The 24,325-nt window shown below is 54.4% G+C and carries 21 protein-coding genes and 1 other RNA gene; 10 read left to right on the forward strand and 12 right to left on the reverse strand.

Going from position 1 to position 24,325, the window contains the following annotated elements; all coding sequences use genetic code 11:
• The first annotated feature begins 13 nt into the window (after nucleotides 1–13).
• The 4 genes from katG to DOP62_RS01965 all read left to right on the forward strand — a co-directional run bounded on the left by katG (nucleotide 14) and on the right by DOP62_RS01965 (nucleotide 4,638).
• Complete coding sequence (katG, locus tag DOP62_RS01950) at nucleotides 14–2,188, forward strand: catalase/peroxidase HPI (protein WP_208673003.1); 2,175 nt, start codon at nucleotides 14–16, stop codon at nucleotides 2,186–2,188.
• A 260-nt stretch (nucleotides 2,189–2,448) separates the two neighbouring features.
• The gene (locus DOP62_RS01955; protein ID WP_222610236.1) at nucleotides 2,449–2,856 is read left to right on the forward strand and encodes a hypothetical protein; all 408 of its coding nucleotides are present in this window, start codon (nucleotides 2,449–2,451) and stop codon (nucleotides 2,854–2,856) included.
• A gap of 31 nt (nucleotides 2,857–2,887) precedes the next feature.
• On the forward strand, nucleotides 2,888–3,265 hold the full coding sequence (locus tag DOP62_RS01960) for a hypothetical protein (protein WP_208673001.1): 378 nt from the start codon (nucleotides 2,888–2,890) through the stop codon (nucleotides 3,263–3,265).
• Between the two features lie 176 nt (nucleotides 3,266–3,441).
• On the forward strand, nucleotides 3,442–4,638 hold the full coding sequence (locus DOP62_RS01965) for a glycerol dehydrogenase (protein WP_208672999.1): 1,197 nt from the start codon (nucleotides 3,442–3,444) through the stop codon (nucleotides 4,636–4,638).
• 108 nt (nucleotides 4,639–4,746) lie between these two features.
• Here DOP62_RS01965 and DOP62_RS01970 read toward each other — a convergent pair whose 3' ends face one another.
• Nucleotides 4,747–6,387, reverse strand: a complete 1,641-nt coding sequence (locus DOP62_RS01970; protein ID WP_208672997.1) for a B12-binding domain-containing radical SAM protein — start codon at nucleotides 6,385–6,387, stop codon at nucleotides 4,747–4,749.
• A complete protein-coding gene (locus tag DOP62_RS01975) occupies nucleotides 6,384–7,121 on the reverse strand; it encodes a WecB/TagA/CpsF family glycosyltransferase (protein ID WP_261789786.1) in 738 nt (245 codons plus the stop codon). The genes DOP62_RS01970 and DOP62_RS01975 overlap by 4 nt, the downstream gene beginning before the upstream one ends.
• A 110-nt stretch (nucleotides 7,122–7,231) precedes the next feature.
• Here DOP62_RS01975 and DOP62_RS01980 point away from each other — a divergent pair, with 110 nt between their 5' ends.
• Entirely contained in the window at nucleotides 7,232–10,471 is a 3,240-nt protein-coding gene (locus DOP62_RS01980) for a glycoside hydrolase family 15 protein (protein WP_208672993.1), read from the forward strand.
• A gap of 133 nt (nucleotides 10,472–10,604) precedes the next feature.
• On the opposite strand, the gene DOP62_RS01985 is transcribed toward DOP62_RS01980, so the two are convergent.
• Complete coding sequence (locus DOP62_RS01985) at nucleotides 10,605–11,321, reverse strand: rubrerythrin family protein (RefSeq protein WP_208672991.1); 717 nt, start codon at nucleotides 11,319–11,321, stop codon at nucleotides 10,605–10,607.
• Between the two features lie 143 nt (nucleotides 11,322–11,464).
• Here DOP62_RS01985 and DOP62_RS01990 point away from each other — a divergent pair, with 143 nt between their 5' ends.
• Nucleotides 11,465–11,908, forward strand: coding sequence for a Fur family transcriptional regulator (locus DOP62_RS01990; protein ID WP_208672990.1), 444 nt, complete (start codon nucleotides 11,465–11,467; stop codon nucleotides 11,906–11,908).
• Nucleotides 11,909–11,918: 10 nt separating this feature from the next.
• Here the strand turns inward: DOP62_RS01990 and DOP62_RS01995 are convergent, their stop codons facing one another.
• The 8 genes from DOP62_RS01995 to DOP62_RS02030 form a co-directional block, all read right to left on the reverse strand.
• A complete protein-coding gene (locus DOP62_RS01995) occupies nucleotides 11,919–12,824 on the reverse strand; it encodes an alpha/beta hydrolase (protein ID WP_370538845.1) in 906 nt (301 codons plus the stop codon).
• Nucleotides 12,825–12,971: 147 nt separating this feature from the next.
• The gene (locus DOP62_RS02000; protein ID WP_208672988.1) at nucleotides 12,972–13,652 is read right to left on the reverse strand and encodes a hypothetical protein; all 681 of its coding nucleotides are present in this window, start codon (nucleotides 13,650–13,652) and stop codon (nucleotides 12,972–12,974) included.
• A 276-nt stretch (nucleotides 13,653–13,928) separates the two neighbouring features.
• Nucleotides 13,929–14,672, reverse strand: coding sequence for a ribonuclease III (gene rnc, locus DOP62_RS02005; RefSeq protein WP_208672987.1), 744 nt, complete (start codon nucleotides 14,670–14,672; stop codon nucleotides 13,929–13,931).
• Between the two features lie 19 nt (nucleotides 14,673–14,691).
• An RNA gene (gene rnpB, locus DOP62_RS02010) (RNase P RNA component class A) lies at nucleotides 14,692–15,063 on the reverse strand.
• A gap of 135 nt (nucleotides 15,064–15,198) precedes the next feature.
• Nucleotides 15,199–15,735, reverse strand: a complete 537-nt coding sequence (locus tag DOP62_RS02015) for an adenylate kinase (protein ID WP_208672986.1) — start codon at nucleotides 15,733–15,735, stop codon at nucleotides 15,199–15,201.
• A gap of 46 nt (nucleotides 15,736–15,781) precedes the next feature.
• Nucleotides 15,782–16,420: a class I SAM-dependent methyltransferase gene (locus DOP62_RS02020; RefSeq protein ID WP_222610235.1), complete on the reverse strand. Its 639-nt coding sequence runs from the start codon at nucleotides 16,418–16,420 to the stop codon at nucleotides 15,782–15,784.
• A 140-nt stretch (nucleotides 16,421–16,560) separates the two neighbouring features.
• Nucleotides 16,561–17,802 (reverse strand): bifunctional folylpolyglutamate synthase/dihydrofolate synthase, encoded by a 1,242-nt coding sequence (locus tag DOP62_RS02025; protein WP_208672982.1) that lies wholly within the window; start codon nucleotides 17,800–17,802, stop codon nucleotides 16,561–16,563.
• Nucleotides 17,799–19,070: an aspartate aminotransferase family protein gene (locus DOP62_RS02030; RefSeq protein ID WP_208672980.1), complete on the reverse strand. Its 1,272-nt coding sequence runs from the start codon at nucleotides 19,068–19,070 to the stop codon at nucleotides 17,799–17,801. Before DOP62_RS02030 ends, DOP62_RS02025 begins: the two co-directional genes overlap by 4 nt.
• 81 nt (nucleotides 19,071–19,151) lie before the next feature.
• On the opposite strand from DOP62_RS02030, the gene DOP62_RS02035 reads away from it, so the two are divergent.
• The 3 genes from DOP62_RS02035 (at nucleotide 19,152) to DOP62_RS02045 (ending at nucleotide 22,655) form a co-directional block, all read left to right on the forward strand.
• Nucleotides 19,152–19,376 (forward strand): hypothetical protein, encoded by a 225-nt coding sequence (locus DOP62_RS02035; RefSeq protein ID WP_208672979.1) that lies wholly within the window; start codon nucleotides 19,152–19,154, stop codon nucleotides 19,374–19,376.
• A gap of 63 nt (nucleotides 19,377–19,439) precedes the next feature.
• The gene (gene ftsH2, locus DOP62_RS02040) at nucleotides 19,440–21,332 is read left to right on the forward strand and encodes an ATP-dependent zinc metalloprotease FtsH (RefSeq protein ID WP_208672978.1); all 1,893 of its coding nucleotides are present in this window, start codon (nucleotides 19,440–19,442) and stop codon (nucleotides 21,330–21,332) included.
• Between the two features lie 300 nt (nucleotides 21,333–21,632).
• Nucleotides 21,633–22,655 (forward strand): Fe(3+) ABC transporter substrate-binding protein, encoded by a 1,023-nt coding sequence (locus DOP62_RS02045; RefSeq protein WP_208672977.1) that lies wholly within the window; start codon nucleotides 21,633–21,635, stop codon nucleotides 22,653–22,655.
• Nucleotides 22,656–22,720: 65 nt separating this feature from the next.
• On the opposite strand, the gene DOP62_RS02050 is transcribed toward DOP62_RS02045, so the two are convergent.
• Nucleotides 22,721–22,897 (reverse strand): hypothetical protein, encoded by a 177-nt coding sequence (locus DOP62_RS02050; RefSeq protein ID WP_370538846.1) that lies wholly within the window; start codon nucleotides 22,895–22,897, stop codon nucleotides 22,721–22,723.
• Here DOP62_RS02050 and dnaB point away from each other — a divergent pair.
• Entirely contained in the window at nucleotides 22,896–24,260 is a 1,365-nt protein-coding gene (gene dnaB / locus DOP62_RS02055; protein WP_208672976.1) for a replicative DNA helicase, read from the forward strand. The genes DOP62_RS02050 and dnaB overlap by 2 nt on opposite strands.
• Nucleotides 24,261–24,325: the final 65 nt, after the last annotated feature.

Below are 24,325 nucleotides of genomic sequence, written 5' to 3' on the forward strand. Positions count from 1 at the left end.
AAAGGAATCTGACATGAGTAACAACGTAACGACAACTGGTGGCAAATGCCCAGTGATGCACGGTGCCGTAACTACCCCAAGCATGGCGCCAGCCGCATGGTGGCCCAAAAATCTCAATCTCGATATTTTGAGTCAGCACGATCGTAAGACCAACCCGATGGGGGCGGACTTCCACTATCAGGAAGAAGTCAAGAAACTCGATGTTGCTGCACTCAAGCAAGATCTCCTCGCCTTGATGACCAACAGCCAAGACTGGTGGCCAGCAGACTGGGGTCACTACGGCGGTTTGATGATTCGTCTGACTTGGCACGCGGCAGGTACTTATCGAATTGCCGATGGACGCGGTGGTGCAGGCACTGGGAATCAACGCTTTGCGCCGCTTAATTCTTGGCCAGACAACACCAATTTGGACAAGGCACGTCGCCTACTTTGGCCGATTAAACAGAAGTACGGCAACAAGTTAAGTTGGGCAGATCTGATTGCCTATGCGGGCACGATCGCCTACGAATCGATGGGACTGAAGACTTTTGGCTTTGCCTTTGGTCGGGAAGATATTTGGCATCCCGAGAAGGATATCTACTGGGGTTCCGAAACGGAATGGTTAGCTCCGACAGATAACCCCCACAGTCGCTATTCGGGCGATCGCGAACTGCAAAATCCCCTAGCGGCAGTAACGATGGGGCTCATTTACGTCAACCCCGAAGGCGTGGATGGCAACCCTGATCCCCTCAGAACCGCCCATGATGTGCGCGTCACCTTTGCCCGCATGGCCATGAACGATGAGGAGACAGTGGCGCTGACAGCGGGCGGGCACACGGTGGGCAAGTGCCATGGCAACGGGGAAGTGGCTTTGCTGGGTGCAGAACCAGAAGGCGCAGATGTCGAAGATCAGGGCTTGGGCTGGATTAATAAAACTCAGCGGGGCATTGGTCGCAACGCCGTCACCAGCGGACTGGAAGGGGCTTGGACACCCCACCCGACCCAGTGGGACAACGGCTATTTCCACATGCTGCTCAACTACGACTGGGAACTGAAGAAGAGTCCCGCAGGCGCATGGCAGTGGGAACCGATTAACCCCCGAGAGGAAGATCTCCCGGTCGATGTCGAGGATCCATCGATTCGCCGCAACTTGGTGATGACCGATGCCGACATGGCCATGAAGATGGATCCGGAGTATCGGAAAATCTCGGAGCGCTTCTATCAAAATCCCGACTACTTCGCGGATGTCTTTGCACGGGCTTGGTTCAAGCTGACCCACCGCGATATGGGGCCAAAGGCTCGCTATCTCGGCCCGGATGTGCCGCAGGAAGACCTGATTTGGCAAGATCCGATTCCAGCAGGCAACCGCAACTATGACGTTCAGGCCGTGAAAGATCGGATCGCTGCGAGCGGGCTGAGCATCAGTGAGCTGGTCTGCACCGCGTGGGATAGCGCCAGAACCTTCCGAGGGTCAGATAAGCGCGGTGGGGCGAATGGGGCACGGATTCGTCTCGCTCCCCAGAAAGATTGGGTCGGCAATGAACCGTCGCGGTTGGCGAAGGTGCTCTCCGTACTGGAAGGGATTGCTGCCGCAACAGGTGCCAGTGTTGCCGATGTGATTGTCTTGGCGGGCAATGTCGGTGTTGAGAAAGCTGCAAGGGCTGCTGGTGTTGAAATTGCGATTCCCTTTGCGCCAGGCCGAGGTGATGCAACCGACGAGATGACGGATGCGGAATCCTTTGCAGTGCTGGAGCCGGTCCATGATGGCTACCGCAACTGGCTCAAGCAGGACTATGCTGCAACGCCTGAAGAGTTGCTACTCGATCGCACGCAACTGCTGGGCCTAACTGCGCCAGAGATGACGGTGTTGATTGGCGGGATGCGCGTGCTGGGGACAAACTATGGCGGCACGAAGCACGGTGTCTTCACCGATCGCGAAGGGGTATTAACCAATGACTTCTTCGTGAATTTGACCGACATGAACTATCTGTGGAAGCCAGCCGGTAAAAACCTGTATGAAATCTGCGATCGCAAGACGAATCAGGTGAAGTGGACGGCAACACGAGTCGATTTGGTCTTTGGATCAAATTCGATTCTGCGAGCCTACGCAGAGGTCTATGCCCAGAACGACAACAAAGAGAAGTTTGTGCGGGACTTTGTCGCTGCTTGGACGAAGGTGATGAATGCCGATCGCTTTGATCTGGCCTAAGCCTTAATTCTCTAACTCCATCCCCACGCTGTTAATCTCTACGGTGTGGGGATTTTTGGGGAAGTTTACTTTTCTAATAGATGAATGAAATCGATAAAAACTTATCTCAATATTAGGTTGATCAAACTTGTTTACATGAAAAATTCCCAACTCACCTTCATGAGGCTTCTTTTTGGGAAAGTCTAGGGCGGGCTGTTGCGACCTTCGGATTTCTAGAAGAAGTCTTAGGAAAGGCAATTTTTGCACTAACAGCAACAAAAGTGTATGAGGAGCACGAAGTTCAACAGGCCTATGATGAATGGCTACCAAAACTAGAGCACGCACTGAAGGACTCTCTATCAAATCTCATAGATTCCTATGAGAAATCAGTAAAAGATCATCCAGATGTTTTGATGGAGAATCTTCAAGAGCTTCTAGATAATTTGAGAGAAGCCTCAAAAATGAGAAATGTTCTTTGTCATGGCTCATGGAGACCACCGGACTCAAATGGTGCCTCCATACCATTCTTTGTTAATCGTCAGATGATGATTTTTGACACTCCAATAGACTGCCAATATCTCGATCAAATTCAACAACATACAGTTGAGTTAATATGTGCTGTCATTAATACTGTTGCTGGAATGAGCTGGCAATTTCCTGGGTCAACTGGCCCCGGAAAACCAATCTAGCAAACATGCTCCAGCTTTTTTGCGTGAGCTAATGAGTTTAAAACTGTTGTCAGGCATTGTGTATTTCGCTTCTTTTCAGATGTTGGCGATCGCGCAAAATGCGGCGAGCTACACCATCCCGCTAGGTAAAACCATCACCGCCACTCCTAGCCAGCTCACGATTCAATACCGATCGCTCGTGGCCGATTCCCGCTGTCCCACTGGGGCACGATGTGTTTGGCAGGGTGATGCACAGGTGGTTTTAGCGATCGCGGGTCAGGATTACACCTTTCACACAACACTAGAACCTCAGAGTCATGTCATCGGACGGTATCGCGTTCGATTAACCCAAGTCGAACCCTATCCCAGCATCAAGCCCCAATCGACCTCAAAACCGGCTTCTGTAACTGTGGCGATTGAGCCTCAATAAAACCAACAAAATCGATCCTGATAATGAATGGGATTGATAGGTTTTCATTCAACAGAATGTATCGAAATGTGCATCTGAAATTAAATGATTTACAGGGTTTACTCCCGCCAAATGAATAGGGCAACTAAGCTCCGCAATTGAGCCCTCACCCTTGGTCAGCCAAGCGGAGCCCAGTCATGGAAGTCTCTTCGTCCTATCTCCCGCAAGCCGTCTTCGCACCGCAAGACCAAGATTTTCCTGCCCCGCGCGTCTTCATTTCGCCCCAGCGCTACATCCAAGGTCGCGGCGTAATCCACAGCGTTGGCCGCTACCTCTCCCTCATGCAAGCAAGGCGAGCCGGCGTGCTGATGTCACAACGCAGCAGTCGCAACGAAGGAGAGCCGTTACTGGCAGGACTGCGATCAGCCGGTGTTGATGCTGTCGTCAGCACCTTTCAGGGCGAATGTACGAGCGATGAAATCACGACTCACACCACCGCTTTTTCAGAAGAGCGAATCGACTGCGTGATTGCTGCAGGCGGTGGGAAGTGTATCGACACCGGTAAGGCGATCGCCTTTCGGTTGGGGATTCCTGTCGTCGTTGTCCCGACCCTTGCGTCCAACGATGCCCCCTGCTCTGCACTCTCTGTTCTCTATTCTCCGGAGGGGATTTCAGAGGGAGTCGAGTTCTATCCGAACAGCCCTGCCCTAGTGGTTGTCGATACCGACATCATTGCCGCAGCACCCGAGCGCTACCTCGTGGCAGGGATGGGTGACGCCATGGCTACTTGGTACGAGGCGCGTATCTGTCTGCTCAATCCAGCCGCCGTCACAGCTGTGGGTGCTCGTCCCACCTTGGCTTCTTGTGCGATCGGAGAAGTCTGTGCCCACACCCTCTTTCAGGAAGGCTGTGCTGCCGCTGCCGCCGTGTCCGCCAAAACGGTCAATGAAGCGCTGGAGTCAGTGGTGGAAGCGAATACCCTGCTCAGTGGGCTGGGCTTTGAGAGTGGTGGGTTGGCGGGGGCCCATGCCGTCGCCCAGAGCTATACGGCTATCTCCCATGTGCGCGACAACTACCTACACGGCGAGATGGTGGCCATGGGGACTCTTGCCCAACTGATGATGGAGTCGCGTCCTGAAGAAGCCATTCGAGTCGCCGAGTTCTTTGCCACAGTCGGCCTGCCGGTTCATCTCGGTCAACTGTCGCTTGCTGCCAGCGATACGGATGCGATCGATCTCGTCAGTGAAGCTGCGCTGGGCTTCCCCTTTGTCAGCAACATGCCGATGCCAGTGACGACAGAATTCGTGCGATCGGCAATTCTTAAAGCTCACCACTTGGGCCTGAGCGTATCCGAGCGGGTCGGAGACAGCGCTTATCGTCGTCTACAGGGCTGAGTCCCAATTCCTATGAGATAAGGGTGATGTGAGGATCACTCAATACTGAGTTTGTTTTAGGCAAAGCGTATGAAGTTGTCCTGAATGACTGCAACGAGGCTCGCTTACTTATTTGGATCCGACCCCAGCAGTTGCGATCGCCAGGGCTTGTTGGCGGTGTTTGCGCAGGGTTTCGACTGGCAGGGGGCCACGCAAATGTTGCCAAGGCAGCGCTGCTTCAGGATCCCAATCTTGGAAAACGTAGAAATCCAGCGGCGGCAATGTTCCCTTCAATTCTTTGAAAGCGCGGCGGTAACTGCCCAGCGATTCGCCATAGTGTCGAACGCGCTCCAACAGTCCGCTAATGCGGCGATCGCCTCTGGAGATCAGCGCTTGAATCACAGACCAGCTATAGCTTTCTGGGCGAAATTCGATCCCCTGCGGCCGTAACTGCTTCTGCAAAAATTGCAGCCGCTTCTCCGCTTTCGGCGACACGCCCTGCCATTGGAAGGGTGTCTGGGCTTTCGGGACAAAGGTGCTGCAACCATAGCTCAACCGGAGTCCTGGTGCTGCTTTCTTCAGCCCTTTCAGCATGTCTGCCGTTGCCAGCAGATCGTCTTCCGTTTCAGTTGGGACTCCTGCCATGCCATAGAGCTTCAGTCCTTGCAGTCCACCGGCCTTGGCATTGACTGCCGCTTCAGCAATCTCAGACTGCGCCAACTTCTTGTTGATCACTTGGCGGAGCCGTTCTGAGCCGCTTTCGACTGCGATCGTGAGTGACTTGGTGCCACGCTGCGCCAGAATGCTAGCGAATTTTTCAGTGACCGTATTCGTGCGAACCGAGGCCACACTGAGGCGGACATCGGCAAACTCTGGTTGCCCGAGCCAATCCAATAAGGCAGGAAACTCGGGGTGTTGTGTCACGGAAGCACCGAGTAAGCCAATCCGTTGCGTTGCCGTCAATCCTCGGGCGATCGCGGGTTGCAGCGATTCCTCAATGCTGGCCGTGCGGAAAGGCAGGGTCAGATAACTGGCGAGGCAAAAGCGGCACATCTCGGGGCAGCTGCGCACCACCTCCACCATGTAGATGCTTTCCCAAGCCGCGCGGGGCGTTACGACCGTTGAAGCCGAAAGTACATTGCCGCGATAGGTCTGCTTCTCAATCTGGGCAGGAATGTCGCTATCGATCGGCTGGATGGCTGCGATCGCCCCATCTTCAGCCTCATAAATTGGCTCGTAAAGCGCAGGGATATACAGTCCCGGTACCTGTGCGAGTTGCCGCAACTGTTGCGATCGCGGGCGATCGCGCACCGTTTGATAGGCGTCGATGAAAGCGTCGAGCAAGACCTCACCGTCACCAACCAAAATCACGTCAAAGAAATCGGCAAAGGGTTCAGGATTGGCAGTTAGCGTTGGGCCACCCCCAAACACCAGCGGATGCTCATCCCCACGATCGCGCGATCGCAATGGCACGCCCAACTGCTCCAGCATCGCCAGAATATTGACGTAATCCAGTTCCCACGACAGCGAAAAGCCGAGGAGTTCCGGCTGGCGCGGTAGGGATTCTGCAATGTCCGTAAACAGGCGACTAACCTGCAGATCCGATCGCGCGGCCAGAGTTGCCCAAACGACCTGAAAACCGAGGCTGGTAATCCCGACGCTGTACTCATTCGGGAAAGCAAAAATTAGCGGCACCGCATTAGCGATCGGTGTGGCTGGCTCAAACAGCAGCGTTTCGTCAGCAAAGACGCTGCTCGCAGTTGAACTCATGACCAATCCGTGACGGCGCGCCAAGCAAAGCGAGGCAAGGCCAGCATTCGCCGCCAGCGCCATGGCTCTTGGATCAGCCGCCAAGTCCATTCCAAGTTGAGCTGCTGCAACAGGCGCGGAGCGCGTTGCTTTTGCCCCGACCAAACATCAAAACTGCCGCCAATGCCCATCCAAATCGACTGGGGTGAGAGGTGGCGATGTTCACGAATCCAAAACTCTTGGCGGGGTACACCCAGACCGACCAGAATCAGTTGCGGTTGCTGGGTTTCGAGGTCGCGCAGCAGCTGCGATCGCTCTTCATCGCTGAGGAAGCCATGCTGCACACCCGCCACACGCAGGTTGGGATATTGCTGTTGCCAGACTTGGGCGGCAGCCGCCGCTACACTCGGCGCACCGCCAAAGAAAAAGACCTGCCAGCCTAAATCTGCTGCTTGGCGAATGAGATCCGCTGCCAATTCAATGCCGGGACTACGCCGTACTTTCTTGCCCCGTAGCCGCAGATACCAAACCACCCCAGCCCCGTCAGGGATGACAAGATCGGCTTCGCAAATCGCCCGCCGTAGTTCGGGATCCTGCTCTGCCTGCATCGCCATTTCAGCGTTGATCGTCACCACATGGGCGCCCTGACCTTGGCTGAGGCGATCGCCCAACCAAGTTGGATAGTCCGCGCAGAGATCGACGGGTAATTTCAGAACGCTGTGACGCTGGCGATCGGGCACGGAAACCAAAGGCATGAAGGCCATCCTGACAAGGGCTGTTCGCTCCGGACAGATTTTGGGAGGATCAGACCATTACACGTTAATTCTAGGGAGTGAAGCGATCGCTTCGCTGCCACTGGAGAGCCATGACCCCCGCCACCTCGCTTTCGGTTGAAGCCCAACTCGACCGCTACTATCAGCAAATTCAAGCGGTCATCCTAGAGCGTCAGCATCCCGTGTCGGGGCTGATGCCAGCGAGTACAGCGGTCAATAATCACGGCAACTATCAAGATGCTTGGGTGCGGGATAACGTCTATAGCATCCTCGCGGTTTGGGGCTTGGCGATCGCTTACCGCAAGCATGGCTTGCAACCAACGCGGGCCTACCAGCTCGAGCACAGCGTCATTAAGCTGATGCGCGGTTTGCTGTTTTCGATGATGCAGCAGGCCGACAAAGTTGAGCGCTTTAAAAATACGCAGGATCCCCTCGACGCCCTCCACGCCAAGTACGACACGCCCACCGGCAGCACAATCGTCGGCGATAGCGAATGGGGGCATCTGCAACTGGATGCCACCTCGCTGTTTCTGCTGATGCTGGCACAGATGACCAGCTCTGGGCTGCGGATTATCTACAGCTTGGATGAGGTCAACTTTGTTCAAAATCTGGTCTGGTACATCGGCCGTACCTACCGCACACCGGACTACGGCATCTGGGAGCGCGGCAACAAAATCAACCATGGCAAGGCGGAGCTGAATGCCAGCTCGATCGGCATGGCCAAGGCCGCTCTGGAAGCAATGAGCGGCTTCAATCTCTTTGGCATCGAAGGCGATCAGTCCTCGGTGATCCATGTGATGCCGGATGAGATTGCACGGACAAGGCTGACGCTGCGATCGCTGCTGCCCCGAGAATCCGCATCCAAGGAGGTCGATGCGGCGACCTTGAGTGTGATCGGCTTCCCAGCTTTTGCGGTCGAAGATGCGGAGTTGATTGAGCGGACGCGCCACAAAATCGTTGAAAAGCTCGAAGGCCGCTACGGCTGCAAGCGCTTCCTGCGCGATGGCCACCAAACGGCGATCGAAGACACTAGCCGCCTTCACTACGAGCCGTGGGAATTGCAGCAGTTTGAGCACATTGAGTGCGAGTGGCCGCTGTTTTTCACCTACCTGCTACTGGATGGCCTGTTTGCCGGCGATCGCGATCGGGCTCAGCACTACCGCGATCGCTTGGACTTTTTGCAAGTGCGGCAGGGCGAGTTTGGGTTGCTGCCAGAGCTGTACTATGTGCCCCTCGAACGCATTGACGCCGAACGGGCGAATCCCCGCAGTCAGGCCCGCCTCCCGAACGACAACATCCCCTTAGTCTGGGCCCAGAGCCTCTATCTCCTCGGGCAAATGCTCGCGGATGACCTCATTGCGCCGGGTGATATCGATCCGCTGGGTCGTCATCTGCGATCGCAGCGACCACAATCGCAACCGCTCGTACAAATTGCTCTGATTGCGGAGGATGAGCGGTTACAAGCCGAGCTAGCCGTCCGGGGTATCGCTAGCCAAACCCCCAGTCAGGTTGCCCCCATTCAGATTCGTAGCGCTGCCGATCTGGCGCAGGTCTATGGCCAAGTGGGCCGCAATGCCAAGCTGCGGTTGACCGGTCGTCCGATTCGCCGACTCCGCAGCCTCAGCACGGCGAAGGTCTACCGACTGGCCGGTGAACGGGTTGTTTTTCTGCCGACGTTTCTCGATCAGCGGCAGTCCTATTTGCCCTTGGACTACACCCTGCTGATCGACCAATTCAAGAGCGAATTGCGCTACATCCAACGCAACTGGGATGCCTTGGGTCGGCCGACCCTGACGCTATTGATCACCCACACCATGCTGGAAACCGGTCAGGAAGCCCTACTCGATTTAATGGCGGAACTCCAGCAAGGAGAATGCTACGGGGTCGCAATTAAGCTGGGGCCGCTTCAACAGCTGTTGCGGACGGCCTCGACGGAACGGATCGATGATCTGCACGACTTTCGCTTCGTTGAAGCCGCCGTTCAAGACGGCCAACAGCAACAGCAATACTGGCTCAAGCATGATCCAGCCAGCGATCGCCCCCTCAGTCGCCGCCAGGAATTTGATTTGGAGGTTGAGGCCGATATTGAGGTGCTGATTCAGCAACTGCGCGACAGTGCCAACCTCTACGAACAAGTGGAGCTGCTGCAGGATCTACAGGCGATCGCGGGCGAAGCCGCCGAGATTCAGCTGTATGGCGATCGCCCACCCGTTAGTCTGACCACCTTGCTGGAAGAGGTCTACGAACGCGGCGCGCAACTGCGACTCTGGGGCGTGTTGCGACGGGCGGCAGGGTTGCTGGGTCGAGTTGATATCAGCTTGGCGGATGCGGTCACAGATCTGCTGGTGCGGCAAAAGCAAATTGCTGTGGGCAAAGCCTATAGCCGCGATTCCTTGATTGTGGAGCCGCTAACGACACCGGAGCTGCAGGAAAAGATCAACCTTTACTGTCGGGAAGACATCCGCGAACGGGTCTTAACGCAAGAGATCTTGGTGCATCTCAATGTCTTGGTGAAGAGCGATCCTGATCAATTCCGAGGCTTCTTAACCCTGCGCGTAGGCTATTTGATTCTGTTGCTGACCAGTGATCTCGCGCAGGAACGACAACTGACCCAGGATGAAGCCTATGAGCAGTTGATGCAGCTCAGCCCCCATGAGGTCAAGCAGCGGCTGCGATCGGTGATCTTTGGTTTTGACACCGTCAATCAACTCCTCCGTCAGCAAGAGAGTTTGCACCTCAACACGGCAGTCTCCAACATCGTTTGGCAGATTCCTGAAACCAACGGTCAATCTGAAGAATCCACTCAGAAAAACTGGCATCTGCAACGGCAGCGGGAAGGAGCTCTCAACCGCGTTCCAACCCGCTTTTATCCCTGTGTTTGGGAAGTGATGTGTCACTGTCGGGGCTTGGTGATTGGCGATAAATTAGAGCGCCGCAATCGCCTTGACAGCGATCCGTTGTTGGCCGAAATGACGCCGGGCGAAAAGAATTTCGCACTCTACATTGAGCACCTGCTCAACAAAATCGATGCGCCGGAGTATCGGCAGATCACGATCGAAGCGCTGATGAGCCTGCACAGCTTCTTCGCAGATAATCCCAGCCTGCGACTGGAGGATTACATCGTGTTGGATGTCCTGGTGGGCCACGCAGTCCGTCTGGCTTGGCTTGCGGATCACGCCGATCGCCGCGATCGCTACGACGAAGATAAGGCCGCTGCTTGGCAGCAGTTCTATCAGCGATCGCCGGAGCAATGTCGTCGCTTTGTTCTCGAAGCCGTGCGCTTCCTCAGCGAAGAGAAGCAGCCGGTTCCTGCCGCTGAGCTGCCACGCTAACGTTCACCGAACGCTTGAAGACTCGGCAGGAGCAAACTTTGTCGAATCCCAAAATCCCATCCTGCAGGAACATCTCGTTGGTGAGACATCTTGCAAGATGGGACAGGTTAAGCGCTGTTGGGATCAGCAAGGATTACGCGGCGATCGCGGGTTCTTGGTAAGGAACGAAGGTCTTCTTCGTGGCTCCACAGATGGGACAGAACCAATCGTCTGGAATCTCAGCGAAAGGTGTGCCCGGAGCAATCCCTGAATCAGCATCGCCCACGGCGGGGTCATAGATCATCGAGCACTGCAGACAAATCCATTTCTGGGTTGCTGGATTGGTATCCGCAGGTGCCTTGCTGGCGGCTCCACCGGCCAAGGCTTGCAGCGCAACACCATACTGCTTGGCGTGGTACTCCTCGATCGGGGTCAAGAGACCAAAGTTTTTAGCGGCTGTCTTGAAGATGCCGGCATGCTCACGGGATTCTTCCTCCTGTTCTTTGAACTCAGCGGCAGCGATCGCATCTTTCTCCGCCACGGCTTGAGCGTGGAACTCGGGGTACATCGTCGTGTACTCGTAAGTCTCGCCTTCGATCGCCAGTTCTAAGCAGCGAGCAGCGATTTGCTTCTTCTCCTCCTCGCTGAGGCTGGACGGATCATCGACGACTAATTCGGGATGCAGCAATCGGAAATGCGCAAAAGCATGCTCGGTCTCTTGATTGGCCGTCTCCCGAAACAGTTTCGCTAAATCCGCGAGGCCGAGTTTTTTGCAAACGTCTGCAAAGAAGAGGTATTTGCGGTTGGCCATTGATTCACCCCCGAATGCTGCTTCGAGGTTGGCCAAGGTGACGGGGTTAGAGAGATCCATACCTGTGACAGAAAACAACTTATCTAAGAATAAGTCTTAGATAAAAATTCGTCAAACTCAAGAGCAATCTTCTTTCAGTTCCGAGTCCGATTTAGGAAAAAGGCTAGGATAAGGGCAACTGAGTGATTCTTGCCCTAGGCACCATGACCGCTACTCCTGTGCTTTCAGCCGATATCCGCGATCGCCTGCAGCAAGCCGGATTGCGGGTGACCCCACAACGCTATGCGGTCTATGCCAATTTGCTGAGTCGTCACGATCACCCCACCGTCGAGACCATCCTGCAGGACATCAACCAAGCCTTACCAATGGCGTCGAAAGCCGCTGTTTATGGTGCACTTTCAGTGCTGCGCGAAGTGGGTCTGATTCGTGAGGTGCTCTTGGAAGAAGGGGTGACCCGCTACGATGCCCGCACAGAGCCACACCATCATTGCCGCTGCCAAGTCTGTGGCAGTATTCAAGACCTCGACTGGGACGCGATCGCCCCGATCGATCTGAGTCTTTTACCTCCGGGCTTTCGTCCAGAGCGCTATGAGGTGACTATTTGGGGTCAATGCGAGTCCTGTTCAGCAACAAACGCGATCGCCTGAAGCCTGACGATTACAGTTGTTGAAGAAACGCAGCCAGTGCTGCATCGTCCAGCCAGCCGGTATAGGCCGCGTAGCGACAGCGATCGCGCCCTGTGAGTGGATCGAAGCTGCTGACAAAGACATGTCGCACTCGTAATCCGCTTAACCACTGCCAAATTTTGAGGCCCTCGGGTTGGGTCTTGAGCAATCTGGCCTTGCTGAAATAACGATGGTTGCACTCGGTGAGATTGAGGCTGCGGAGCTTGGCAACTAGGTCTGCCACGCGATCGCTAGGAGAGGGAGCTACAACAGGCCGTTGCCAAAATTGAGCGATCGCCTCAGCCACTCGCGAATCGGATTTAAGGCGAGCGTGGGTAATGCCCTGCAGTGTCACCAAGGTCGCTCGGGCAAACTCCGAGCTGTTCACGGGCACAAGGCCATCACTATAGTCGCCAAGGTCGCTAACAATCGAGGCGGTCGGAATTTGTGCAGCGATCGCTTCCGCGATTGGCCGACGATTCCGTCCTAAGTCCTTGGCAATGGTTGGCAAATAACCCAAGGGATCGAGGAAGCGACAGACATCCGATCCACCCACTGGCGAGCCAATCAGCACGAGGCTATGAACGCGACTCCACCACTCGCGATGGCGATCGAGGACTTCCAGCCACAGGAGTCCCCCCATAGAGTGACCGATCAATCGCAGAGGCCGGTCGGGATACTGCGCGATCGCTTGGGCCGCGATCGTCTCCACAGTTTGAATCAGAGGGTCAATCGCAATCCAAGTTCGGAATCGTCCCAAATCCGGCGCATAGATGCGAGCCTGCTGGGGCGCGATGCTCTGAACTAACTGCTGAATTTGGTAAGCGCGATCGTCCCAACCATGCTGCGCAAATAAGAGACAGGGAGCTTGACTAGCCTGCGCATTCATCGCCATCATTCCCATTTGCTGCAATGCAAGTTGAGGCCAAGCGTCTGGATTGCTTGAACCATTGGCACACGATTCCTATTCATCCAGAGATTTATAGAGACTAAAACGTGTCTGCGATCGCAACAAAAGCAATTAGTATATTCGTCGGATTAAAACTTAAAAGTTGGAAAAAGCAACTTGACAAGCAGCATTCATCAGCTCAGCATCCGCAGGGGTGTTGGGCGGCTGACCATTGAGCCAACCTTGCTGACAATCTGCTAGAGCTTGATAGGTCTGTCCTTGGTAGCCAAAGGCAAATTGAACTTGGCTGTTATCCAGTGGCAAGACCGTTCCATAGTAGAGATTGTAGGCACTATTGGGGACTGAAACATACGTCACATCATTACTGATCGCATTATTGATAGAGTTGCCAATAATAGCTGCACTCGTGAGTGATGTAATTCCCCATAAAGCAGCATTAGCGCCCCACCACCCCCATGGAGGATTAGACCAGCCGCCATACCAGCCGTAGCCGCCCCAAGGTCGTGAACCACCCCAATTGGGGTTAACCCAGTTCGGACGAGTATTGATGTTATTAATGTTGACAGGACGGTTGTTAATAATCGTGTTATTCGAGTCAATGGGTCGGTTATTAATCGGCTGATTGATGACCGGGCGATCGAAATTATCACGTTGCCAGTTTTGCTGATCAATGGGGCGATCGGGAAAATCAGCGGGACGTTCAATCGGTCGATCAAAATCAGGTCTTCCAAAACCAGCAGGACGCGCTGAGGCTGGCAGTGCTAGCCCCGTGTTGGCAATTAGCACAAGGCCAAACCAGACTAGAGTTTTTTTCATTGCTATTGCCTGTGCTTCATCTAGTAACGGGCTCAAGCAATCGCCTATCAGGTCGATCAGCCCGGATGATTTCACTCTAATTTCTTTACTGCCAAGCCATTCATTTCTTATGAGTTCTTTAACTTGAGTTGCAGTGGCTAAAGAGCTTCAAAAATAACGATTTGTTAAAAACTCGACGATGAGAATTAGTCCTATTCAGTCGCTAGAAATCAAACACTCTTTTTGTGCTGGCGATCGCCTCATCCTAGTTGTGGGCTGGACGGTTGAGGCTGAGGCTCAACGCTCAGCATTGGTCAGGGCTAAAGCCGTGCAAGCGACTTGGGCTGCAGCTTGCTGAGCTGCTTTGATCGATCGCCCAACCCCACTGCCCAATTTCTCGCCTCGGAACCAGACCTCAGCCGCAAAGGCTTCTGGATCGCCACAGGCGTCACTGCGCTGCTCGGTGCGGTATTCCGGTAACTCTTGGTAGCGTTGCAAGGTCCATTCCTGCAGAGCCGCTTTGTAATTACCTCGAGTTGGATCCTGCAACATGGCCGTCGCTCGTTGCTGTAATAGCGGATCCAGCCAAGGACGGATGGGATCGAGGGTACGTTGACTGAGGTACAGCGCTCCGAGTAAGGCTTCAAAAGCTTCGGCGAGGCGACTCTGTTGACCAGCATGATCATTCACTGCTGTTTTGCCGACCCGCAGCACCCGCTCTAAGCCATAGCTAGCGGCGATCGCGGCTAAGGTGCGATCGCTCCCTAATTCCGACCGTAGAGCAGAACAATCCCCAACCGAGAGATCGGGGTAGTGACGATCCAGAAAGTCGGCGACCGCAAGGCGCAGCACTGCATCGCCCAAAAACTCCAAGCGATCGTAGTGGTCTTCTGCTGCGCTGGGATGCGTCAGGGCGCGATCGATCTGCTGCCAATCCAAATCGGGTGTGATCGCCAGCGGCAACTTCGCCAGCAGTCGCTGCAGTTGCTTAAGGCGCTGAGGTTCTAGCGCGATCGCTGGCTGAGCAGAGGAAGCAGTCATAACCGATCCAGACAAAGAAAGGGAAAAGCAGGACGTAAGCCGGGTTCTGTTCTCTGCCAGAGACAGAGGGCAGTTATCTCTCTGGGATGACTATTACTAGTCACCTCTAGCGGTCCAAAGACGGAACCGGTAAAAGACCAACCGTTGTTCCTCCACCTTGCTCCCAACCGGGGTTTACCGAGCCAACACCTCTCGATGTTGCTGGTGCGCTCTTACCGCACCCTTGCACCCTTACCTGTGCCTGCATGCAGGCCATCGGCGGTATGTTTCTGTGGCACTATCCTCACGGTCACCCGCACTGGGCGTTACCCAGCAAGTCTGGTCTTTCGGGAGCCCGGACTTTCCTCAGCTTAGGACCGAAGCCCTAGCCGCAACTGCCTCGCCTCCTTTCCCCGCTTCTAGTTTACCTTTTGAGCTGAAAGCCTCAGCCATTGAACTGATTTTCAAGAGCCGTATCTTGGCAAAGAAATTGATTAATTTTCCAGGTTAAGCAACAAGAAATTTCTGATCAGCAGGAGCAAAAGTATCACAATTTCTGAGTCTTATATTCCTGTGCGATCGCCCTCACACACTGGTTGACTTGCTTTGCAGAACTAAGGTGATAGACCGTTCTTGTTTCACGAGCAGCTTGAATATAGTCCCGATATTTAGGGGTCAAGCGGCGATGGCAAAGCCAGAGGACTTGATAACTACTCATGGAACTTTTGAAGAGAGGACTTCCTTCTGGCCAGCCCATCGGTGGGTAAAAGTAGCCAGTAATCCAGCGTTTGGTGACCCACCAGAAGTGCAGGGCGATCGGCAGATCAACGTAGATGAGTGTATCTGCCTGATCTAAGCGAGGCCAAAGAGTGTCGAGCGAACCAAACCCATCAATAATCCATTGGTCTGCTTCGAGGATCTGTTGGTGAGCTTGCTGATATTCTTCTAATGAGACTGCCACCCCTCCCGGTCGATATTTAATTTTGTCGAGGGTATAGAGTGGTAATCCTGTGATTTCAGCTAATTGGCGACTTAGAGTTGACTTGCCACCACCTGCATTTCCAAAGATTGCAACTTTTTTCATCTTGCTCGATTCTGAGGGCTGGTAGAACTAAGTGAGATAGCAATTGTTACTCGCGATTATTCTCAGCGACTTTGACTGCTTGGACTGTCATCAACCCCCAAAACCAATTAATTCGATACTGTTCAATGGATAGAGATTGAAATCCTTCACGATCAAGCAGATCCTTGAGTTCACGAATTGAATAGGTTTTGAAGTGAGCACGATCAGTTAGTTTTAGCCAAAGATCCAAGCCAGCCATCGTCCAATAATCACGGCACCAGTCTGTTAAAAGTAATCGACCGTTGAGTTTTAAGACTCTAGCCATCTCTCGGATCGCTTGCGAGGGATTACGGAAATAGTGAAAAGCGCTCGTGGAGATAATACAGTCAAACTGATGAGCTGGAAATGGCAATTGCTCAACTGAACTCAGCTGTAACTCAACAGACGGAGGTAGTTTTTTACGAGCAGCCTCCAACATGGCTGCTGAGGTGTCGAGGCCAATCAGCGTTACTGTTGGATACTGATTGATGAGTTGTTGGAGTAGGACACCAGTTCCACAGCCAAGGTCGAGAACAGTTGCATTAGAGCTCAGATCTAGTCGCTGAAGTGTCGCCTGAATTGTTGCACCAATATAAAATGCCCACCGATGATCATACGTTGGCGCTAAGCGCGCGTATTCTGCTTGAACTGAATTATCGTCTATCATCTCAGTCACCATCGGGCGATCGCCTTTCTAGTCAGATGTCTAAGCTGCAAAAATAAGGCTCTTATGTGTGCCGTTTGGATCGAGTGATCCGGACTAAAAGATCTATTGACTCCTGAAGAGCTACTTGCTCAAACTGCTCATTAATAGCCTGTCGCTTGCAAGTTTTGGAGAAAATCACCGAGTAAATAGAGGGATCCGCAAAAGACGATCGCTTGCGGATAGGATTGCGCGATCGCGAGTCCCTCGGCCCAATCAGCAGCGGTTGCTGTAATTGCTCCAAGACCTTCTGCCCAAGTTTGCAGTTCTTGGGGGGCCCAGCAATCATGTTCTGGCACAGGAATGGCAATACAGCGATCGCCCGACCGAATGAGTGTTGCTAGAACCGCTTGCGCATCTTTCGCTCGCAGCATTCCCAGCAACCAAGTCACAGACTGATCAGGGAAAAGCTGATCAACGGCCTGACGCAATGCGATCGCAGCCTCTAGGTTGTGCGCTCCATCGATCAGCAGTTTTCGGCCTTGATAGTCCAGCCATTGCAGGCGACCGGGCCAGCTCGTATTCGCTAAGCCTTGAGCGATCGCTTCATCTTGCAAAATCCAGCCCTGTTGCTGAAGTTGCCGCAAAATGGCGATCCCGATCGCAGAATTGATGCGCTGCACGTCGCCAATCAGCCCCGACTGGTAGGTTAGCCCTTGACTCTGCCACAGTCCCGATTCGATGACAGTTGCCGGTTCGATCGCAGTGATGGGTGCTTGTAGGCGATCGGCTTGAGCACGGATCACGGTTTCCGCTTCCGATGGCAGGACGCCCAAAACAACCGGACAATTTGCCTTCAAAATCCCTGCTTTTTCGGCTGCGATCGCACCCAACGTCGATCCCAAAACCGCTTGATGGTCGTGACCAATGCTGGTGATCGCCGTGACGAGAGGTTGTGCAACAACATTCGTGGCATCGAGGCGGCCACCGAGCCCGACTTCAATGACAGCGATCTCGAGATCGCTGTCAGCGAGCACCAGCCAGACGGCAGCTGTTAGCAGCTCAAATGGTGTCAGATCGATGCCATCGGCGGCAGTCAATACGGTCTGGACGGCTTGCAGCAGGCGATCGCTACTGACTGGCTGCCCATTGAGTTGCAGGCGTTCGCACCAACTGATCAAGTGCGGCGAGGTGTAGCGCCCGACTCGATAGCCATTCGCCCGCAAGGCTGCATCAACAAAAGCGCAGGTCGAACCTTTGCCATTGGTGCCAGCGATATGGACGATCGGTACCTGATTCTGCGGATTCCCCAGCCGCTCCAGCACGTTCAGACTGCGATCGAGCCCAAGATCAACACCCCGCTGAGCAAATGAACCCAGCAGGCGATCGAGTTCCGCGAGACTCATGCGCCAGCGATCGCCAACAAAGCCCGTTCGGTCATCGCCAGCGCTTCGTCAATTTCAGCTGCGCTGACGATCAGCGGCGGTACAAAACGCACTACTTCTGCACCGGCAGGGACCAACAGCAGACCTTGCTCGATCGCAGCTTTGACTAATGCGATCGGCGTCACGGTTGGATCATTGCGCAGCACCAAGCCATTGATCAGACCCCAGCCGCGCACGCCAGCCAACAAATTCGGATAGCGATCGACGAGTTCTTGCAATCCAGACCGGAGCTGTTCGCCCCGTGCCTGCACATTCGCCAGCAGTTGATCGCGATCCATTACTTGTGCGATCGCCAGCCCAGCTCGACAAGCCAGCGGATTGCCGCCAAAGGTGCTGGCATGTTCGCCCGCCTGCAGGATGTTGCAAGATTCTTTTACGAGCAGGGCACCGATCGGGATGCCGCCACCCAAGCCTTTAGCAACCGTGAAAGCATCAGGTTCAATGCCGAGGTTTTCGTAACCCCAGAGCTTGCCCGATCGCCCCATGCCGACTTGGACTTCATCCAGAATCAGCAGCATCCGCCGCTGATCGCAAAGCTGGCGCACCGCCTGGAAGTAGGCGCGATCGCCGGGATTCACCCCGCCTTCACCTTGCAGCGGTTCCAGCAAAATGGCTGCGGGCGTTTCGCCTGCTGCATCCAGCTCTGCCAAGGTCGCTTCCAGCGCTGCTAAATCGTTGTAGGGCACGTAGCGGAAGCCTTGCACCAACGGCTGGAAGCCTTTGTGGTATTTCGGCTGACCCGTCGCAGTCACTGCCGCGAGTGTCCGACCGTGGAAGCTGGCCTGAGCCGTCAAAATAATCGGATTTTCGACCCCCAGCACCGTATTGCCGTACTTGCGCGCCAGCTTGATCGCTGCTTCGTTGGCTTCCGCGCCGGAATTACAGAAGAAGACGCGATCGGCGCATGAGTTAGCCGTTAGCCAAGCCGCCAGTTGGCCTTGCTCAGGAATGTAATAGAGATTAGAGACGTGATGAAGCTTGCGAATCTGATCACTGATCGCGTCGATCAGATCTGGGTGGGCATGGCCCAAGGTACAGGTGGCAATCCCAGCCACAAAGTCTAGATAGCTGCGCCCCTCTGTATCCCAAACACGGCAGCCTTCACCCCGTTCCAAGGCGATCGGAAAACGCCCGTAGGTCTGCATGACGCAAGCATCGAAGGCGTCAGTGCTGAAGGATGGCGATGCGATCGCGGCATCAGTTGCCGCCAAGACGGTTTCGGGGCTCACGCGATTAACTCCTCTGTCAGCGGCTTACAGAGCGATTGGATGATCCACTGATTATAAGGTCGGCATCCGAGAGGATGTAGAGTGCCATTCCGGAAAGCGTCTCTGGCGATCGCTCGTCGTGAAAAGCGAGCCAAGCCTTGGCTAGAACCGCATCATTTTCGGGCTTGGCAGTCCTCGGCTGAACAGGGCGACTGTCAGACGCCAGCACAGCAGCCATGGCTGTTTTCCCCTGCCAAAGCAAAATCTGAGCGATATGCTGAAACCGCTGGAGAGGTTGTCAACGCAGACTTTGCAACAATACGTTAAATTTGGTTAAGAGATTTTCTCAGAATTCTCCGGCCCTATCGGACTCTTTAAGGATCGACGCCCATGAAATGGAACTGGCGCACCTTGGCACTGTGGACCCTGCCGATCCTGGTCATCGGCTTTTTCGTATGGCAGGGGGGCTTTGGCACCAACCTACAGACCAACAGCACCATTAATGCGGCTAGTACCCGCATGACCTACGGCCGGTTCTTGGAGTACCTCGATGCAGGCCGAGTTACTGCCGTCGATTTCTATGAAGGTGGCCGGACAGCGATCGTTGAAGCTGTGGATCCTGATTTAGATAACCGGTTGCAACGCCTCCGCGTCGATTTGCCCGGCACGTCCCCTGATTTGATCACGCGCCTGCGCGACAGCAACATTAACTTCGACGTGCACCCACCGCGCAACGATGGCGCGATTTGGGGCTTGCTGAGCAACCTGATTTTCCCAATCCTGCTGATCGTCGGTCTGTTCTTCCTGTTCCGTCGCTCCGGCAACGTTCCGGGCGGCCCGGGTCAAGCGATGCAGTTCGGCAAATCGAAAGCCCGCTTCCAAATGGACGCCAAAACCGGTGTCTTGTTTGACGATGTCGCTGGCATCGAAGAAGCGAAGGAAGAGCTGCAAGAAGTGGTTACCTTCCTGAAAAATTCTGAGCGCTTCACGGCTGTTGGTGCCCGAATTCCTAAAGGTGTCTTGCTGGTTGGCCCTCCGGGTACTGGTAAAACCCTGCTGGCGAAAGCGATCGCCGGTGAAGCAGGTGTTCCCTTCTTCAGCATCTCCGGTTCTGAATTCGTTGAAATGTTTGTGGGTGTTGGTGCCAGCCGCGTCCGCGACCTGTTCAAGAAAGCCAAAGAAAACGCACCTTGCATCGTCTTCATCGACGAGATTGACGCCGTCGGTCGTCAGCGTGGCGCTGGCATTGGTGGTGGCAACGATGAGCGGGAGCAAACCCTCAACCAGTTGCTGACCGAAATGGACGGCTTTGAGGGCAACACCGGCATCATCATCATCGCGGCCACCAACCGCCCCGATGTCTTGGATGCAGCGCTGACCCGCCCTGGCCGTTTCGATCGCCAGATCATCGTCGATGCGCCGGACATCAAAGGCCGTCTAGAAATCCTCAAGGTTCATGCCCGCAACAAGAAGCTGGCTGAAGATGTCTCCTTGGATGTAATTGCCCGCCGTACGCCTGGTTTCGCTGGGGCAGACTTGGCAAACCTGCTGAACGAAGCGGCTATCCTGACGGCTCGTCGTCGCAAAGATGCGATCACGCTCACGGAAATCGACGACGCAGTCGATCGCGTTGTGGCCGGTATGGAAGGCACACCGCTGGTCGATGGCAAGAGCAAGCGCTTGATTGCTTACCACGAGGTTGGTCACGCGATCGTCGGCACCTTGGTCAAAGACCACGACCCAGTTCAAAAAGTGACGCTGATTCCCCGTGGCCAAGCCCAAGGCCTGACTTGGTTTGCCCCGGATGAAGAGCAAGGCTTGACCTCGCGGGCGCAAATCCTGGCTCGGATCAAAGGTGCACTGGGTGGCCGTGCTGCAGAAGACGTGATCTTCGGCCATGACGAAGTGACCACGGGTGCAGGCAATGACTTGCAACAGGTGACGGGCATGGCGCGTCAGATGGTGACTCGCTTCGGCATGTCGGATCTGGGGCCGCTGTCGCTGGAAGGTCAAAGTCAAGAAGTGTTCTTGGGTCGTGACCTGATGACGCGATCGGAATACTCAGAGCGGATTGCAACTCGCATTGATGCTCAAGTGCATAACATCGTTGCCCAGTGTTACGAAGAAACGCTGCAGATCATCCGCAACAACCGCGTTGTGATCGATCGCTTGGTTGATCTACTGATCGAGAAGGAAACGATCGATGGCGATGAGTTCCGCCAGATCGTGGCTGAGTACTGTCAAGTTCCTGAAAAAGAACGCTTTGTACCGCAGCTGACATAAACCATCCCGTCAGGGCCAAACCGACCGCTGTCTTGATTGCTCAGGGCAGCGTTTTTTCTTTGGCTGCACGCAGCAGAAGCTGTCTGTCGCGGCTAGCAAGCTCCAGCAAACAGCCTCGAGCAGCCTGATGCCACGTCTTGGCAAGGGATGAGGAGTCCTGCAATTTGCCTGCAATTAAGTTGCAGTAAGCAGGACTTATTGAGACCGCTAGTGTCCTCAGCAATGAGCACTACCTTGCCGAAATAGGGATAAAGACCGTACTCTCTTATTTAGAAATAGTTGCAATAAGGAAGCAAGTCATTGTCTCGCCTACGTCTCTGGTCAACTGGTTTTGCAGCCCTGTTCCTCAGTGCGGGTTTAGCAGCCTGCGGCAGTAGTGACAATAAAGTCGTCAATGTCTACTCGTCACGGCACTACAACCAAGACGACCAGCTCTACAAAGCCTTTACCGACAAAACGGGCATACAGGTCAACGTCATTGAAGGCAAGGATGCCGAGCTGATTGAACGCATCCAAAGCGAAGGAGCCAACAGTCCTGCTGATGTCCTGATTACAGTTGATGCGGGACGTCTGTGGCAGGCAGAATCCAAAGGGCTATTCCAACCTGTGCAATCGACAGTGCTCACCACGGAACTCCCTGCCGATCTGCGCGATCCGGATGGGCGTTGGTTTGGCTTTGCCCGCCGTGCCCGCGTCATTATCTACAACAAGTCCAAGGTGCAACCCAGTCAGCTCTCCACCTATCAAGCCCTCGCCAACCCTGAGTGGAAAGGGAAGCTGTGTATGCGCAGTTCAGACAACATCTATAACCAGTCTCTTGTAGCTGCTGCGATCGCGACTGATGGCGAAGCCAAAACGGAAGAGTGGATCAAGGGAATCACGGCGAATTTTGCCCGTCCTCCCCAAGGGAACGACACCGCCCAAATCAAAGCGGTTGCCGAAGGCGTGTGCGATGTGGCCGTTGTGAACCACTACTACTTGGCACGTCTCATGGAATCGAAAGAGGCTGGCGATCGCGAAATCGCTGCTAAAGTCGGTGTCTTCTTCCCACAACCGACCCATATCAATGTCAGCGGTGCTGGGGTTGCAACCAATGCTCCGCACAAAGACAATGCAATTGCATTTCTGGAATTCTTAGCGAGCCCTGAAGGTCAGCGCTACTTTACCCAAGGCACCTACGAATATCCAGCCAAGGCCAATACCGCTGAAGATGCAGTTGTCCAAAGCTTCGGCACCTTTGAAGCAGCGCCCGTCAATGTCGATATCTATGGAGCAAATAACGCTGAAGCTGTGAAAATCATGGATCGGGCAGGCTGGCGCTAGCTCTCAAATCAGTCCCTGACAGCTTGGTATGGCCAGCCCTTAGCCCTTCTAGCTGGATAGTTCAACTACGCAGAGACGTCGCCGGTTCGTGGCAAGCGGAGGGGCTTCAGACCGTGGCACGGAGGCTGCGACCAACTCAAACCTGTCGTGCCTCCAGCAAAATGGATCAACCCACCCGTCGCCCATTTTGCGAGCGGCGGGAGTGTGTCACGATCGGTACGCTCGTCTGCTGAGGCAGTCATGGTTCAGGAACTCCGCTTTGATATCCTTCCCGATCGCCATGAGCCGCCCCAAAATGTCGAAGCTGAGGAAGCAATTCTGGGTAGCATCCTGCTCGATCCCGAGGCGATCGGGCGGATTGCCGATGTACTCTCACCGGAAGCCTTCTACAACTCCAACCACCGCGATATTTATCGGGCGGCAGTCCGGCTGCATAGCCAAGGTCAGCCAACGGATCTGACCAGTCTGACGACCTGCCTGCAAGATGCGGGTCAGCTCGACAAGGTCGGCGGTCAATCTCGACTGGCAAAGCTGGTCGATCGCGTGGTGACGACGGCTAACGTCGAGCAATACGCTCAGTTAGTAATCGACAAGTTTCTGCGGCGGCAACTGATTCAAGCCGGTAATTCCGTCATTCAACTGGGCTACGACACGACCAAGCCGCTGGAAGCCGTTCTTGATCAGGCGGAGCAAAAGGTCTTTGGCATTACCCAAGAACGCCCGACTATGGGCTTGCTACCGGCCTCCGAAATCCTGACGAGTACCTTTGCAGAAATCGAGAGTCGTTCCATGGGAACGGCGCTCTCGGGCATCTCTTGTAATTACTACGATCTGGATGCCATGACTCAGGGCTTCCAGCGATCGGATTTGATTATTGTGGCGGGACGACCGGCCATGGGAAAAACCAGTATTGTCCTCAACATTGCTCGCAATATTACCGTTGCTCATAAGCTGCCGGTTTGTGTCTTCAGTTTGGAGATGTCGAAGGAGCAATTGATCTATCGCCTGCTGTCGATGGAAATTGGCATCGAGAGTAGCCGCTTGCGATCGGGCCGGATTGGCGATCATGAGTGGGAAATGCTTGGCAAAGGGATTATGCAACTTTCCCAACTTCCCGTTTTTATTGACGATACGCCCGGATTGACTGTTTCGGAGATGCGATCGAAGGCTCGACGATTGATGTCTGAACAAGGAGGGCAACTCGGGCTAATTCTGATTGACTATCTGCAGCTTATGGAAGGTAGTTCCAGCGATAACCGGGTTCAAGAAATTTCTAAGATTACGCGATCGCTGAAAGGTTTGGCACGGGAGTTAAACGTTCCGGTAATTGCGCTTTCGCAGCTCAGTCGTGGTGTGGAATCACGAACCAATAAGCGACCGATGATGTCGGATTTGCGGGAAAGCGGTTCGATTGAGCAAGATGCTGATTTAGTGATGATGATCTATCGGGATGAATACTACAATCCTGACACTCCCGATCGCGGCATTACCGAAATTATTGTTGCCAAGCATCGGAATGGGCCGGTCGGCACCGTCAAGCTCCTGTTTGAGCCGCAGTTCACCCGTTTCCGCAACCTGGCGGGCAGTAGCGCTCCTGCGGTTTGAGGCGGCGCGATCGCCCAAACGGCACAATGGATCGACAAATTCTTCCTTGACTTTATCTCTGACGC

Source organism: Synechococcus elongatus PCC 11801 (genome assembly GCF_003846445.2).
In the GTDB taxonomy this organism is placed as follows: Bacteria; Cyanobacteriota; Cyanobacteriia; order Synechococcales; family Synechococcaceae; genus Synechococcus; species Synechococcus elongatus_A.

What these genes read in the sequence shown, in the direction of transcription:
- katG (WP_208673003.1), top strand. Translation starts at nt 14, where the DNA reads ATGAGTAACAACGTAACGACAACTGGTGGCAAATGCCCAGTGATGCAC.
- DOP62_RS01960 (WP_208673001.1), top strand. Translation starts at nt 2,888, where the DNA reads ATGAGTTTAAAACTGTTGTCAGGCATTGTGTATTTCGCTTCTTTTCAG.
- DOP62_RS01965 (WP_208672999.1), top strand. Translation starts at nt 3,442, where the DNA reads ATGGAAGTCTCTTCGTCCTATCTCCCGCAAGCCGTCTTCGCACCGCAA.
- DOP62_RS01970 (WP_208672997.1), bottom strand. Translation starts at nt 6,387, where the DNA reads ATGAGTTCAACTGCGAGCAGCGTCTTTGCTGACGAAACGCTGCTGTTT.
- DOP62_RS01975 (WP_261789786.1), bottom strand. Translation starts at nt 7,121, where the DNA reads ATGCCTTTGGTTTCCGTGCCCGATCGCCAGCGTCACAGCGTTCTGAAA.
- DOP62_RS01980 (WP_208672993.1), top strand. Translation starts at nt 7,232, where the DNA reads ATGACCCCCGCCACCTCGCTTTCGGTTGAAGCCCAACTCGACCGCTAC.
- DOP62_RS01985 (WP_208672991.1), bottom strand. Translation starts at nt 11,321, where the DNA reads ATGGATCTCTCTAACCCCGTCACCTTGGCCAACCTCGAAGCAGCATTC.
- DOP62_RS01990 (WP_208672990.1), top strand. Translation starts at nt 11,465, where the DNA reads ATGACCGCTACTCCTGTGCTTTCAGCCGATATCCGCGATCGCCTGCAG.
- DOP62_RS01995 (WP_370538845.1), bottom strand. Translation starts at nt 12,824, where the DNA reads ATGATGGCGATGAATGCGCAGGCTAGTCAAGCTCCCTGTCTCTTATTT.
- DOP62_RS02000 (WP_208672988.1), bottom strand. Translation starts at nt 13,652, where the DNA reads ATGAAAAAAACTCTAGTCTGGTTTGGCCTTGTGCTAATTGCCAACACG.
- rnc (WP_208672987.1), bottom strand. Translation starts at nt 14,672, where the DNA reads ATGACTGCTTCCTCTGCTCAGCCAGCGATCGCGCTAGAACCTCAGCGC.
- DOP62_RS02015 (WP_208672986.1), bottom strand. Translation starts at nt 15,735, where the DNA reads ATGAAAAAAGTTGCAATCTTTGGAAATGCAGGTGGTGGCAAGTCAACT.
- DOP62_RS02020 (WP_222610235.1), bottom strand. Translation starts at nt 16,420, where the DNA reads ATGATAGACGATAATTCAGTTCAAGCAGAATACGCGCGCTTAGCGCCA.
- DOP62_RS02025 (WP_208672982.1), bottom strand. Translation starts at nt 17,802, where the DNA reads ATGAGTCTCGCGGAACTCGATCGCCTGCTGGGTTCATTTGCTCAGCGG.
- ftsH2 (WP_208672978.1), top strand. Translation starts at nt 19,440, where the DNA reads ATGAAATGGAACTGGCGCACCTTGGCACTGTGGACCCTGCCGATCCTG.
- dnaB (WP_208672976.1), top strand. Translation starts at nt 22,896, where the DNA reads ATGGTTCAGGAACTCCGCTTTGATATCCTTCCCGATCGCCATGAGCCG.
- DOP62_RS02050 (WP_370538846.1), bottom strand. Translation starts at nt 22,897, where the DNA reads ATGACTGCCTCAGCAGACGAGCGTACCGATCGTGACACACTCCCGCCG.